A 13,744-nucleotide genomic window follows, 5' to 3' on the forward strand; every position below is an offset into this window, starting at 1 on the left:
CCGTCAGGGGGACGATTTTACGTCTCGCGCACCGAGGTGGCCTTCACGGCGGCGTGGATATCCGTGTACGGCCAGTCTTCCAGGGCCGCGAAGCCTTCCAGCCGTCGCGCCTTGAGGCGCGTCAGCAACGGGGTGGTGAGCCCCGCCAGAAAGCGTGTGAACAGGTCCGGGCTGGGCGGTGGCGCGTCGGGGAGCGTGGCCAGGCGTTCTTGAAGCGGCGCGCACCAGGCGGCGAGCTGTCGGGGATCGAGCGGCGCGCGTGCGATGTCCGCGGGCAACCGGGCGACGTGGCCACGGCATACCGAACAATGACCGCAATGCTCGGGCGCCTGGTGATCGCCGAAATAATCGGCCAGGCGGCGGCTGAGGCAGGTCGTCGATTCGAACAGGGTCAGCATGGCCTGCAGCCGTTCGATCTCGGCGGCTTCCTTGCGCTGGAAATACGCGGTCAGATGCGTCGCGAGCGCCGCGATATCGAACTCGGCCTGCAGCACTCCGTACACCTCGGTCATCTGCTTGCTTTCGAGCTGAATGAAGCCCTGATCGTTGAAATACTCCAGGGCGCTGATGACGCGACGCCGTGTGGTATCGAGACCGCGCTCGGCGCCCAGGGCCTCGAGCGCCTCATGGTCCAGCGCGCACCATGTCTTGGCTCTGGGCGAGGCCTCGATCAGGGCGGCGACGAACGCGCGACGTTCGCCGTTGAAGCGCTCGATCAGTGCCTCCGGCTCGATCAGGTACTTGAAGCGATATTCGGCGAAATAGGCGTAGCGCGGGGCGATGACGCCCTCGAGCTCGAGTCTCACCAGCAGTGTCTTGAGCGGCAGCGGCCGTATGTTGCTGTGCTGGGAGAGGGCGTTCAGGCGTACCTCCCACTGACCCTGGGGCGCGGCGTCATGGATGTCCCGCAGGACGCGCTCGATGCCGTCGCGCTCGGGCGTATCGCCGTAGACGAAGTTTTCCAGCGCACCCAGGGCGTCGCGGCCGCCGAGCATCAGGCAGCTCGAGGGTTGCCCGTCGCGTCCGGCGCGACCGATCTCCTGGCTGTAGTTTTCGATCGACTTGGGCAGATCGAAATGCACGACGTTGCGGATATCGGCCTTGTCGATGCCCATGCCGAAGGCGATGGTGGCGACGATGCAATTGAGCTCGCCGTTCATGAACGCCTGCTGCAGGGCATCGCGGGTCTCGCCGTCGAGGCCGGCGTGATAGGCGCGGGCCTCGAGCCCCGCCTTGCTCAGATACGCCGCCATCTGTTCGGCGGTTTTCTGCAGGGTGACGTAGACGATGCTGGGCTGGGGCGGCGAGGCGGCCAGGCGCGGCCCCAGCCACTCGACCAGGGCGCGGGGACGGCGCTCGGTGGCGGTGGGCTGCACCTGCAGGTCGAGATTGGGACGATAGAAGCCCGTGGCGGCGACATCCCGGGCGTCGATGGCGAAGCTGTCGCGCATGTCGTCGATGACGCGCGGCGTGGCCGTGGCGGTGAGCAACAGCGCCTGCGGAATGGCGAACTCACGCTGATAGGCGGGCAGCTTGAGATAGTCGGGACGAAAATTGTGGCCCCACTCGGACAAGCAGTGCGCCTCGTCGACCACCAGCAGCGACACCGGCACCCGCTGCAGGAAGGCGCGGAAGCGCTCGTTCTTGAGGCGTTCCACCGAGATCATCAGGATGCGGATGTCGCCGCGCCTGACGCCGTCCATCACCGCCGAGGCTTCCTCCCGGCTCTGGCGCGAATCGAGGCTCGCCGCGGCGATGCCGTGACGGCGCAGGAACTCGAGCTGATCCTGCATCAGCGCCAGCAGCGGCGACACCACCAGGGTCAGGTGCGGCAGATGCAGCGCCGGCAACTGGTAGCAGAGCGACTTGCCGGAGCCGGTGGGAAATATCGCCGCCGCCGAGCGCCCTTGGGTCACGGCCTCGACCACCTGGCGCTGGCCGGGGCGAAAGTCGGCATAGCCGAAGACGCGTTGCAGGGTGTCGTCGATGCCGGCCATGCGGTGCTCCTTGTCACGATTGAGGCGACATCTTACACCCTGTGGCCGTCGGGATGGCGCGCAGACCGCCGATGCCGTGCGTGATCGACACGACATGCCGCCACGGACATGACCCATGGCGCTCGCTGTTGGCATAATGCGTCTTTTGCCCACGGAAACGACCCATGACCGCCTGGAGCAAGCTTCTCGTCGCCACCACGCGGCTGCTCGACCTACATGACAGTGGCCATGAGCCCGGCTCGCCGTTCGTGCACGTCAGCCAGGAAAGCCGGCGTGGCCTGCACGACGGCTACTGGCTGGACCTTGGCTGCTTGCTGCTGGACTACCTGCTCGACGTGGACTTCGCGACCAACAGCGCCTTCGTGTCGCAGACGCGCTGCCTGGCGCACCTGCGCGAGTTCTATCCCGAACTGGCGCATGATGACCTCGGCTTCGTCGTCAACCTGCTCGCCACGCCCAGTGAAGTGCACTTTCGCGATGCGCCCCCGACACCGGAGGTGCGCGATGCCTCCGCGCCGCCGGAACCGGATGCCGGGGAGACGGTCGAGGCGCGCCGCGCGATGCGCAGCACCAAGCGGACCGCCCTGATCGAGAAGCAGAGCCAGACCGGCCAGGTACGCCTGACCGCCAGTGGCCGCCAGGCGGTGACGCTGGCCAGCCAGGTCGAGGACCTCCTGTATTCCGAATACGACGCCGCCAAGGTGCTGGCCGCCCTGGCGCGGGGCGATTTCGCCCGCATTCCCGACATCACCAACCAGATCCTGCTGGCGATCCGCGCCTTGACCCAGGAACTGCGCCGGGTGCGCGAAAACCCCACCCGCGAGGGCAAGCTGGCGGCGTTGCTCGACAACGAGCGCCACTATCACAATGCCTTGTCGAGCATTCAGGAGACGCTGCTTGACGCACGCGCGCAGCTTTCCACGCCACGCTTGATGGAGCGCTTCGCCGACTGGCGCGAGCGCGAGGCGGCACGTCACGGCGAGGAGTGGGATCTTCGCATGCTGTCGAGTGCCATCGGGCGCGTGCTCACGGCGATCGAGAACCTCTCGCGACGGCTATCGGAGTTGCTGGCCGATATCGCCGAGGGGCGCATTCAGTCGATGGGCGTGGTCGACTTCGCCGATGTGGCGCGCGGCCTGCTGGCCGCGCCCCCCGCGCCACGCATGAGCGAGGCACTGGTGACACGCCTGATGCCGTTTCACGTCGACGTCGCCATGCCGCGCCTGGCACCGCTGACCCCATTGCTCGAGACTCGGCGCGCGGAGACCAGCCATGCCGCGCTGGTCTTCGATGAAGCCCAGGATGCGGCCCCCGAGGACCCTCTGCTGGCACGTTTTCTGGAGGCGCGCGGGCCGGCGCTACGGGCCCGGATCCAAAAGGCGCCGCTCTCGCTGCCCGAGGCCCTGGCCGAGGGCTGGCACCGGTTCGAGGGAGACGACTGCCTGGCGCAGTTGCTCAATACCTTCGTCGACACCGAGCTGCTCGACAGCCACCTGCGGGTGGGGATCGAGGCCCGCGGTTTCGACGTCACACTGGACGACGGCCGCGTGGTTCAGGCCGCCGTCACGCCTTCCTTGCGCGTCGCCACGCCGGCGGCGGGCACGTCCCCGGTCAACGAGGATGCATCACGATGAACATGAGTGAAATGGGCGAGGTCGTCGCCTACCTGCTGCGCTACCGCAGCGCCGAACGCGTCCCGGGCGGTGGCCGCAAGCGCCGCGCCGCGCGCGAGGGCCAGCTCTCCGAGCGCGATGTCTGCGCGCTGATCGACGATGCCAGCGATCTCGAGCGCGAGGCGCTGCGTGACTTTCTGGCCGGCCAGGGACTGAGGCTCAAGACGTTCGAGGCGGGCGACTTTCCGGGCATCCCGCCGGGGTCGCGGTATTACGCGCTGTTGCCGGATCCGGAGCTCGAGCAGCCCCCGCTGTATACCCGTCAGCCGGTGTTCGAGGCCCTCAAGTTGCGCCAGGAAAGCCGCAGCGAGCTGGCGCAGTGGTATCTGCAACTGTGGCTGCTCATGAATACCCTGCTGTACACCCGGTACAACCGCGCGCTTTCCGACGTCAGCCGTTACCAGGAGGCGACCTTCGCCAGTCACGAGCTGCTCGACCTGCTGCGCGATCAACTCGAAACGTTGCGTGCGCTGGGCGAGGCGGCACCGGAAACCAGCCGCGTGCTGCTCGAGGAGCGCGGCGAGGACCTCAACCGCCGCGTGCGGGCCTTCATCGACCTGCAGATACGTGCCGGCCTGCTCGAGGCGTCCGGCGCCTCGGGCGAGGACGCCTCGCCGGGCGATATCTGGCAGCAGACCCTGCTTGGCGCCCTGGAGTGCGAGCAAATCGGCATTCATCAATTGGGCCATCTCCAGGCGCTGGCCGAGGGACGCCTCGCGGAGGAAACGGCATGAGCGTGATCAATCGCATCGAAGTCGCCAACCTGCTCAACAAGCATGGCGATATCGCCTCGCCATGGGACGCCAAGATGCGTCACCTGCTGCTCGATCTGCGCGGCCAGTCCAGCGCCATCAGCATGGAGAACGGGTTCGGCAAGACCACCCTGGCCGAAGCCCTGATCGGCCTGCTGTCCCGCGACAGGAGCCTGATCTCGCGCACGCGCCGCAAGTGCTCGCCGTCCACGGTGGCCGGCGAGGGACGTAGCTGGAGCCATTTGCGCGTCGAATTCCGCACCCGCAGCGGCAGCGAGCGCCAGGACGACATGCTCGCCGCTGCCGGCGAGGAAGTCGCCGGCGAGACCTTCGTGTTCGGCTTCTACGGCTACAGCGACGGCAGCGGCCTCGCTTTTTATCACTATGCCGGGCGCCTGGAAGACATTCCCGTTCATCACTACACCGTCGACGGCAAGCTGGCGTTGAGTGCCAACAGCGACGTCAAGGCCGACATGGCGAATCGCGGCGTGCGTCTGACCCACAACCGTGAAGAATGGCTCGACGCGGTCGGCGCGCATGTCTCGCGCCGGGAACTGGCGCAGCTGGCGGCTTTCCAGAAGGAGGGCGGTGCCGACAAGAGCCAGATCTTCAATGCCATCAAGCCGCGCGGCGGCGAGAAGGCGGACCAGGCCTTCTTCTTCGAGGTGCTGGCCCCGGAGATCCTCTCCGGCGCGACGCGCGGCGAGACCGACGAAAGCGAGGAACTGATCGAGGAGGTGATCCTCAACTCCGGCACCAACATCACCGAGTTGCGTCACCGTCTCGAGGAGGCGGAGCACGATCAGCGGCGTGCCGAGGACAAGGTCGCGCGGCTGGCAACGCTGAGCGACGACGGCGCAGCCCTGCTGGCGGCACGCGACGAGCTCGAGCGCCTCGATGCCGGCTTCCAGGGCCTCGAGTGCCTGCTCGGCGGACAGGCCCTGCTGGGCTTGCCGGGGATTCCCGTGACACCCGCCGAGGCCGAGGACGAAACGCTGGATGCCGCGATACCCTGTGGTTTCGCCTGGGCCAGTGGCGATACACGACGGCCGCGCGTCTCGCTATGGCTGCTGGCGCGTCTCTCGGGAGGCCGCGAGCGCAGCATTCGTCAGGCGCTGTCCGAGCGCGGCGCGCGGGTCGACGCCCACCGGCGCCTGGTGCATCTGCCCGAGGCCGCCTGGCCGGCCGGTCGCGAAATCGGTCACGTCGACTTCACCGCGGCGCGTGAATGGCTGGCCGAGACCCTGAACTTCGACGACGATGCCGCGCGCCATCGTGCCCTGGCGGCGCTGGATGCCGGCGCCGATGTCTTCGAAGCGCGCGACGGCAACCGCTTCCGCGAGGAGGTGATCGCCGACCAGACCTACCGCGATGAGCTGGGCGCCGACATTCAGGCCGCCGAGCGGCATCTCGAGACGCTCGAGCAGCAACGCGAACGCTTGGAAGGTCAGCAACGCGAGTTCGTCGACAACCAGAGCTTCTATACCCAGGCGCTGAGCGAGGGGCTCTTCGACGAAGCCGAACTGGAGGCACCCGAAGCCACCGCCGAGGCGGCGAAGGTCGAGGCCGAGTCGGCACGCCAAGCCTTGAACGCCCACCTGGGACGCATCGGCGAGCTCAAGCAGGTCGCCGCCTGGCATGCCGAGTTTCAGCAACAGGCCCCGGGAGTGTCGCCTGGCGAGCGCCTGGCCGAAAAGCAGGCGCGCGATGAGGTGCTCGAAGAGGCGCATGCCGAGGCCGAGGCCCAGCGTGAGCCGTTGGCGTCGCGTTGCGAGACACTGCGCCATCAGGCCGAGGCGCTGCGCGACGAACAGCAACGCCTGGCCGGCGAGCAGGGCTTGCTCGAGCAGGGGCAAGCACCGTGGCGTGCCTTCGTCGACGGCTGGCCCGAGGAGGACGTCACCGGCTTCTGGACGCGCCGCAAGACGGCGCTGGCCGAACTCGAAACGCGCTGTCACGGAGCCGAGCAACGCGCCGAGGATGCCCGCCGAGAGCAGGCGCGTCTCGCCCCCCTGCATGACGCAGCGCAGCGTTACGCCGACTATCATGGCGACGACGAGCCGGTGCATCTGCGGCAAACCCTGTATGAGCGTGCCCGCGCGCTGGATGACGAAGGACACCGCCTGGAGCAGGAGCAGCAGCGTCTGCGTGAGTTGTCTCAGGCGCAGCGTGACTTCGCTTCGCGTGTCGAGGCCGACCCCGAGCGCTGGCTGCGTGACGCCCAGCGGCGCTACCCGCGTCTGCTCAGCGAGGCCGATGCCCTGGATGACGCCATCGAGGAGCGCCGACGTTATCTCGACAGCCTGGCGGGCGACCCGCTCGAGCGGCGGGCGGTGGAAGCCGAGGCCCAGCAGTGCCTGGATGCCGCGGGGATCGCCTGGCAGCCCCTGCATGCGGTGCTCAACGATGCCGAGGTCGAACGCGAACGGCGTCGCGGCTGGCTGAGCCAGGCCGCCGGCCTGCTGTTTTCGCCGGTGGTGGCGGGCGACGACGAAGCGGAGCGTGCCGCGCGCTGCTTGATCGACGCCGGGCTGGCGTTGCCGGTGTTCGAGAGCGCACGCCTGACGGCTCTGCTCGAGGCCGGTCGGCCACCGCTGGGGGCGGTGCAGGGCAGCGAAACCCTGGCCGTCAAGGCTGCGCTCGATCCACGCTATCTCGAGGAGCTGCGTCGCGATACCGAGCGTCGCCTGAGTGCCGACCACGAGCGTCGGGCCGCCCTGGCGGCGGAATGCGAACGTCTCGACCCGCATGGCGATGTCTTCGCGCTGGCGCTCAAGGCCCGCGAGGCGCAACAGGCGGACGCCGAGACGGCCCTGGCCACGCTCGACGAGCGCCATCAGCAGCTCGATGCCCGACAGGCGGAGCTGACGCCGCGCTTGACCGAGGCGGCACTGAATTGCATCGACGATTATCAGCGATATCTGCAGGCAGGCGGCCAGGCCGCCGTGGCTCAGGCCGAGGCGGCACTCGAGGAGGCCGAGCGCGACCTCGCGGATTGCCGTCCGGCGATGCAGCAAGCAGCGGAAGAGCTGGAGACCCACGGGGCGACCTGGCTGGCCGCGGAGCGCTTCGCCGATGCGGGTGGCATCGCGCGTCTCGACGCCTTGAAGGCGCGGCTGGAAACGCTGGAGACGCAACTCGGCGAGATCCGCGAGCAGCTGGCCGAGGCAGCGCGCGATCACGAGGCCGTGTCGCGCCGGCTGCACGAGATCGATGCCGAGCGGCGCAGCCTCTTCGACGATGGCGAACGCGATCGGTTGCGCGCCCTGGCCGAGTTCGAGGCCGATGGCGGCGATGCCTTCATGGCCACCGCCGAGGCGGTGCAGGAAGAACTCGAGGCCGCGCTGGAAACGGCAAGCCGGCGTGCGCGCTTCGATTTCTCGCGCCTGCGTGCCTATCTCGACGTGCGCGACGCCAGCGGCGGCAGCCAGAAACTCGAGCGCGACATCGCTGCGGCCAAACGGGCGTATCTCGAGGCCCGCGAGGGGCTCAAGGCGCAGCGCCGCGAACGTGATGAGGTGGAAACGCGGCTGGCCGAGCAGCGCCGGGCCATGGAATGGGTCGATCAGCTGGCCATCGCCTGGCTGGGCGTGATGCGCGAACTACCCGAGGGATGGGCGCGGCGGCTGGCGGCCCTGGACGATCTCGCCGCCGCAAGTCACTGGCCGCTCGACGACTCTCGTCACGAGACGCGCGAGGCCGCGTTGGCGACATGGCATGCCCAGGCGGGCATGTCGGCGACGTTGTCGCTTCCCGACCTGGAGGCCTGTCAGCAAACCCTGCTCGACGCCCTGGCGGAGCTCAACCTGGGCGAGCGCGCGCGCAATCGCGAACGTCAGGACAAGACGGTGCGCGGTCTCGAGCGGCGCCTCGCCCAGGCGCTGGAAGCCGCTGCCGAAAGTCGCGCCTTCAGCGAGACCGAACGTGCTCGTCTGGCGGCCCTGAGAGGCGTGACGGCCGACGCCCTCGACGACCTGGCCGGGCTGCATGGGCAGCTCGATACGCAGCTCGAGGATCACCGTCAGCGTGTGGCGCGTCTGCATGCCTCGCGCGAGCAGATCGAAGGCACGCTGGTCGAGCGCCTGAGCTCGATCATCTCGGATGCCGCCGGCAACCTGGACATTCTCAAGCGCGTGGCGCGTAGCCATGGCGAGGGTGGTGCCTACTTCGAGGTCAAGGCCGCGCTGATCGACGGCGAGTCGCTGCGTGAACTGATCACCACGTTGCTGGCCGACATCGACGAGCATCAGGCCGCGCTCAAGCGCCGCGCCGAGCGCGATGGCGGCATGAGCGAAGGCGATAGCCGACGCCGTGACGATGACCTGGTGCGTCAGATTCGTCGGCGCATCTATCGTGGCCTTTTCCACGAGGTGTCGATTCGCCTCAAGCACGACGCCATTCGTCCGCACGGGCGACTGTTCTCGCTCAACGAGGACATGTCGGAAGGGCAGCGCGAAGCAGTGTCGCTGATGTGGCTGGTCAAGCTCTCCGAGTTTGCCATCGAGCGCGAGTTGCGCGAGCTGCCCGGCCATCACAAGCGCCGTGCGCGGGCCAGCCGCGAGAGCGTGATCCTGCTCGATGGCCTGTTCTCGAAGCTCTCCCATCGCCGGCTCATCCAGGACTCACTGGAGTCGCTGCGCAACACCCGCGGGCGCTTCCAGATGATCGGCCTGATTCACAACCCCAACTACGAAAACGACCCGGCGATCTTCCCCACCTATCTGGTGGGCAGCGTGATCGGCGGCGTCCAGGGACAGGGCGGGCACGTCATGGTGCGCGACGGCCAGGTCACTACGCCCGAAGCACTCGGCCGTGCGCCCGGCGAGGCCAGCCTGTTCGGCATTCATGTGACGGAGCCGGCCGATGAAACCTCATGACGAATCCCGTCAGTCGCGCGTCTTCGGCGTCGGTGACAGCACGCTGCGCGCCGTGGGCGGGGAGGCGGCGGTGCGCGAGCTGGTGGATCGCTTCTATGATGCCATGGAGCGCCTGCCCGAGGCGCAGGGGATTCGTGCCCTGCACCCCGCCGATCTCGACGAGTCCCGCGACAAGTTGACGACGTTTCTGATCGGCTGGATGGGCGGTCCGAGTCGTTATCGCGAGCGTTTCGGGCCGATTGCCATCCCCGCGGCGCATCGCCACCTGGATATCGGCCCCGAGGAGCGCGATGCCTGGCTGGCCTGCATGGCGACGGCGCTGGATGACATCGGTGCGGCGGATGATCTCAAGCGCTACTTGCTGACCCAGTTGCGTCATCCTGCCGAGCTGTGCCGCCGCCGTTGAGGGCGGCGGGCCTTTTCATGACGACTCATCGGCCTGGGCGTCGAGCTCGGCGCGCCAGGCCTGCATCTGCTTGAAGCGCTTTTCCTGGCCGTATTCCGTGGGCGCGAAGAAGGTGGCCGCGGGCAGCTCCGCGGGCCAGCAGTCGTGTGCCCGGCCGGCGGGGTAACCGTTGGGTTCGTTGTGCGCGTAGCGGTAGCCTTCGCCGTGGCCGAGGGACGCCATCAGCTTGGTCGGGGCGTTGCGCAGATAGGTGGGCACCTCGAAGTCGGGGTGCGCGGCGACGAACTGCTTGGCGGCATTCCAGGCCTGGTCGATGGCATTGCTCTTGGGGGCGATGGCGAGATGCAGCGCGGCATGCGCGATGGCGCGCTGGCCTTCGTAATCGCCCAGGCGCAGATAGGCGTCCCAGGCCGCCATCACCAGCGGCAGGGCGCGGGGCTCGGCGTTGCCGACGTCCTCGGAGGCGATGGCGGCGAGGCGGCGGACCACGTCGAGCGGATCGCCGCCGCCTTGCGTGAACTGGGCGATGTACAAGAGCGCGGCATCGGGGCGTGACGAGCGCACCGACTTGTGGATCGCCGAGAGCAGGTCGTAATAATGGTCGCCCTGCTTGTCGAAGGCACTGGCCTGGTGGCCCAGGACTTCATGCAGGGCCTGATGGGTCAGACGCTCGCCGTCGTCACCGGGTTCGGCAAAGTCGCAGGCGGTTTCCAGCAGGCCCAGCGCGCGGCGGGCGTCGCCCGAGGCGGCCCGTGCGAGTGTTTCGAGCACGTCGTCGTCGACCGCGATGCGTCGCTCGCCCAAGCCGCGCTCCGTGTCCGTCAGGGCCTGGCGCAATACGCGCAGCAAGTCTTCGGTCTCCAGCTTGCGCAACACGTAGACGCGCGCCCGGGAAAGCAGTGCCGAGTTGACCTCGAAGGACGGGTTCTCGGTGGTGGCGCCGATCAGCGTCAGCAAGCCGGATTCCACATGCGGCAACAGGGCGTCCTGTTGGCTCTTGTTGAGACGATGAATTTCGTCGAGGAACAGCAGTGTCGGCTGACCGCGCACTTGTCCCTCGCGCGCCCGCTCGACGGCGGCGCGGATATCCTTGACGCCGGCCATCACCGCCGATAGGCGTTCGAGCATGGCGCCCGAGGCATCGGCAAGGAGGTCGGCCAGGGTCGTCTTGCCCACGCCCGGCGGCCCCCATAGAATCATCGAACGTACCGCGCCGCTTTCTGCCATGCGGCGCAAAGGCTTGCCGGGGCCGACCAGGGCTTCCTGCCCGACGTAGTCGTCGAGGCGGCGAGGTCGCATTCGGTAGGCCAGCGGTGTGTTATCGGATTGAGATGATGCGAACAGGTCCATGTGTATGCCACCGTGGGTGAGAGGGCGTTTACAAAAGAGCTGCACTTGACAATCCGGCGTTAAAATCGGCCTCGTACGCGAGCCCGGTCAAAATGCTCATTTACCCCATGTAAACTCCGCGTTTTCGGCCAATTTTGCCTTGTCTTGCCTTCGTTCGCCTGTTTTGTAAAGACCCTCTGCGTCGAGTCGCCGAAATCGTCGCTAGACTTTCGACGAACAGGCGTAATCCTGTCATACCCGCTAGGGTAAAACATTCGAGCCCCGGTAGGGGGTTGCCATCGAGAGTGTGGGAGTCGACGAGGACTCTCGCCTAAACTGGTCGATAGGTGGCCGGATACCCCGCGCCGCCACGCGCCGACTGCAAAGGAGGCCTGTACATGCCCATGCTGACTCAACTGCGCCAGGACCATGCCAACATGGCGCGTTTGCTGCACGTGCTGCAGCTCAAGCAGAAGACCCTGGCGGAAGGCGAGCGCCCCGACTTCCAGATGATGCGCGAGGTCGTGGATTATATCCTCGATTACATGAGCGGCTTCACCGCGCCCCTCGAGCAGATGTGTACCGAGCAGTTGAACGCACGAGCGCCGGAGGCCAGCGGGCTGTGCCAACGGTTGTCCGAGGACTATCGGGCACTCAATGCACGCCTGGCTCGACTGTCCCAGAATCTCGACATGATTCTGATGGACGCGGTGGTGCCCATGGACCAGTTCAGCGAGGACCTCAAGGCCTACCTCGAATCGCATCGTGCCTATTTGCGCGGCGAGCGCGAGGAACTGTTCCCGTTGATTCGCGAACATTTCGACGAGGACGACCTGGATCAGTTGGCAAAAGCCTTGCCCGAAGGCGCGGAAGCCGAGCTGGCGCGTCTGCAGGAAGCCTACCCGGTGCTTTATGCCGAGTTCCGCGAGGCGCCCTCGCCGTTGAGTTGAGCCGCTGTGGCGCGTGAGTGACATGGGCGCTATCTGGCGCGTGCCCGAGGCAGCTCGTCCCAGCGCGTGGTATAGCAGGCCGAACGGTAGGCGCTGTTCATCTGCCAGGGAGCGTCGACGGGCTGCGGACCCAGGGTCAGCGCCTGGCGGCCGTAGCGGGCACGAATGCTATCCCAGGCATGCATCAGCGCTTCCTGTCGCGCTGGCTCGGCGCCGTCGAAGAGCGTGGTCTGGCTCTGACGACGAGGCGTCAATTCAGTGAGCATCACGCCCAGTTTTTGATAGGCCGCAGGCTGCCAGAGTCGTGCGAGCAGGCGTTGTGCCGCGCGGTTGAGTTGCTGGGTATCGGCGCTGGGAAAGGGCAGCGCCGCCCATTCGCAGGCCTGGTGGAAACTGCCGGCATGATGCGGGTTGGTACGCATGTAGACGCCGATGGCTGAGGCTTGCATGGCATCGCGTCGCAGCTTTTCGCCGGCGCGCTGGCAATGATGGCGCAAGGCGCCGGCCAGTGAGGCACGGTCACGCAGTGGCTGGCCGAACGAGCGCGAACAGAGGATGCTGCGGCGCGGTGTTTCCAGATCGCCCATCGACAGACAGGCCCGGCCGTTGAGTTCGGCGGCGGTGCGTGCCAGCACCACGCTGAAGCGCCGCCGCAATACGCTGTCCGGCGTCTCGCGCAGGGCGGCGGCGGTCACGATGCCCATGCCGGCCAGGCGTGCGTTGAGACGTTCTCCCACGCCCCAGACCTCGCGAGGCGACAACCGGGCCAGGTGGGCGGCCAGCTCGGGCGCGTCGGCGCTTGGCCACACGCATACCTGGGGGCGTGCCGGCTGTGTCTTGGCCTGGCGATTGGCGAGCTTGGCCAGGGTGCGCGTCGGCGCGATGCCGATGGATACCGGCAGGCCGACCTGGCGTTGCACGCTGTCCACCAGTGTCGCGCCGAGGGCCTGCCAGTCCTCGTGCATGCCGCGTAGATCCAGAAAGCATTCGTCGATGGAGTAGGGCTCCAGCGTGGGGACCTGCTGCGCCAGCACCTGCTGCACGCGTGCCGAGAGATCGCCGTAGAGCGTGTAGTTGGAAGATTTCAGTACGATGCATCGCCGCAGGTGCGGGGCGATCTTGTGGGTGGGGATGCCCATGGGGATGTCGAGCGCCTTGAATTCCTCGGAGCGCGCGATGACGCAGCCATCGTTGTTCGATAGCACGCCCAGGGGAACGCCTTCCAGACGCGGCTCGAACAGACGCTCGCACGCGGCATAGAAGTTGTTGCAGTCGATCAGCGCGAACATGGCGGCATGGCCGATTCTTCGTCCGTGGCGGGCAAGGCATGGATGGCGTAGCAGATGACGCCCCATAAGCGATCATCACTGGCTTCGAAGGGGAGCGTCGCCAGGCCGTGGCGTGACGGCGCGAGGTAAAGCCGTGACTGACGGCGTTCGAGGCGCAGCACGCTCAGTTCGCCGTCGATGGCCGCGACCAGCCAATGGCCGGGGCGCGGTGAGATGGCGCGATCGATCACCAGCAGATCGCCGTGGTGCAGACCGGCGTGGCGGTGATCATCGCCTTCCAGGCGCATGAAGAACGTCGAGGCCGGGCGGCGTACCAGGTGGTGGTGTAGATTGAGCGGCGCTTCGCGGTAGTCATCGGCCGGCGACGGGAAGCCGCTGGCGCCGCGTTGCAGGGCGTCGCTTGGTGCTGGTGCCGAGGCGGGCGCGGCCAGGGCAATGGGCGTCATGGTCATGGCAAAACCTCGAAAACGA

Annotated in this window: 9 protein-coding genes; 5 read left to right on the forward strand and 4 right to left on the reverse strand. The window is 67.3% G+C overall.

Translation table 11 applies throughout. From position 1 onward, the window contains the following. Positions 1-17 precede the first annotated feature (17 nt). Positions 18-1,997, reverse strand: a complete 1,980-nt coding sequence (locus tag C8E00_RS01075) for a RecQ family ATP-dependent DNA helicase (RefSeq protein WP_133693528.1) — start codon at positions 1,995-1,997, stop codon at positions 18-20. Positions 1,998-2,161: 164 nt separating this feature from the next. Between C8E00_RS01075 and C8E00_RS01080 the strand changes: the two genes are divergently transcribed. Genes C8E00_RS01080 through C8E00_RS01095 form a run of 4 tightly spaced genes read left to right on the forward strand, consistent with a single transcriptional unit; the run spans position 2,162 to position 9,705 of the window. Then, on the forward strand, positions 2,162-3,631 hold the full coding sequence (locus tag C8E00_RS01080; protein WP_133693530.1) for a hypothetical protein: 1,470 nt from the start codon (positions 2,162-2,164) through the stop codon (positions 3,629-3,631). After that, positions 3,628-4,404, forward strand: a complete 777-nt coding sequence (locus C8E00_RS01085) for a hypothetical protein (protein ID WP_133693532.1) — start codon at positions 3,628-3,630, stop codon at positions 4,402-4,404. Before C8E00_RS01080 ends, C8E00_RS01085 begins: the two co-directional genes overlap by 4 nt. Continuing rightward, on the forward strand, positions 4,401-9,299 hold the full coding sequence (locus C8E00_RS01090) for a coiled-coil domain-containing protein (protein ID WP_133693534.1): 4,899 nt from the start codon (positions 4,401-4,403) through the stop codon (positions 9,297-9,299). The genes C8E00_RS01085 and C8E00_RS01090 overlap by 4 nt, the downstream gene beginning before the upstream one ends. Continuing rightward, positions 9,286-9,705: a group II truncated hemoglobin gene (locus C8E00_RS01095; RefSeq protein WP_133693536.1), complete on the forward strand. Its 420-nt coding sequence runs from the start codon at positions 9,286-9,288 to the stop codon at positions 9,703-9,705. Before C8E00_RS01090 ends, C8E00_RS01095 begins: the two co-directional genes overlap by 14 nt. 15 nt (positions 9,706-9,720) lie before the next feature. Here C8E00_RS01095 and C8E00_RS01100 read toward each other — a convergent pair whose 3' ends face one another. Next, entirely contained in the window at positions 9,721-11,055 is a 1,335-nt protein-coding gene (locus C8E00_RS01100) for a replication-associated recombination protein A (RefSeq protein WP_133693538.1), read from the reverse strand. Positions 11,056-11,438: 383 nt separating this feature from the next. Between C8E00_RS01100 and C8E00_RS01105 the strand changes: the two genes are divergently transcribed. Next, positions 11,439-11,984: a hemerythrin domain-containing protein gene (locus C8E00_RS01105; RefSeq protein ID WP_133694483.1), complete on the forward strand. Its 546-nt coding sequence runs from the start codon at positions 11,439-11,441 to the stop codon at positions 11,982-11,984. A gap of 29 nt (positions 11,985-12,013) precedes the next feature. Here the strand turns inward: C8E00_RS01105 and C8E00_RS01110 are convergent, their stop codons facing one another. Beyond that, entirely contained in the window at positions 12,014-13,273 is a 1,260-nt protein-coding gene (locus C8E00_RS01110) for a Y-family DNA polymerase (protein ID WP_166638209.1), read from the reverse strand. Next, entirely contained in the window at positions 13,261-13,725 is a 465-nt protein-coding gene (locus C8E00_RS01115) for a LexA family protein (RefSeq protein ID WP_133693542.1), read from the reverse strand. The genes C8E00_RS01110 and C8E00_RS01115 overlap by 13 nt, the downstream gene beginning before the upstream one ends. Positions 13,726-13,744 lie beyond the last annotated feature (19 nt).

This window comes from Chromohalobacter marismortui, from assembly GCF_004364315.1.
Taxonomy (GTDB): Bacteria; Pseudomonadota; Gammaproteobacteria; order Pseudomonadales; family Halomonadaceae; genus Chromohalobacter; species Chromohalobacter marismortui.